Origin of the sequence: Stenotrophomonas sp. A3_2 (assembly GCF_036624925.1) — a bacterium.
GTDB lineage: Bacteria > Pseudomonadota > Gammaproteobacteria > Xanthomonadales > Xanthomonadaceae > Stenotrophomonas > Stenotrophomonas hibiscicola.
On sequence record NZ_JAZKVY010000016.1, the window covers coordinates 1 to 336 of the forward strand.

The following is a 336-nucleotide window of genomic DNA, read 5'->3' on the forward strand; positions in this document are numbered from 1 at the left end:
GTTGTCGTTCAGCACCACCACCAGGCGGCTCCGCATGGCGCCGGCGTTGTTCATCGCCTCGTAGGCCATGCTGGCGCTCATCGCGCCATCGCCGATCACGGCCACCACGTGCCGGTCCTTGTGGCCGTTCAGGTCGTTGGCCACCGCGAAGCCCAGGCCCGCCGAAATCGAGGTGGAGGAATGCGCCGCCCCGAACGGGTCGTATTCGCTCTCGCTCCGGCGGGTGAAGCCGGAGAGCCCGCCGGCCTGGCGCAGGGTGCGGATGCGGTCCCGCCGGCCGGTCAGGATTTTATGCGGATAGGCCTGATGGCCCACGTCCCAGATCAGCTTGTCGTC

The 336-nt window shown here is 68.5% G+C and carries 1 protein-coding gene; it reads right to left on the minus strand.

Going from position 1 to position 336, the window contains the following annotated elements:
* The coding region (locus tag R5H29_RS00060) for a 1-deoxy-D-xylulose-5-phosphate synthase N-terminal domain-containing protein (protein ID WP_332328526.1) at positions 1 to 336 on the minus strand (336 nt) is incomplete at both ends.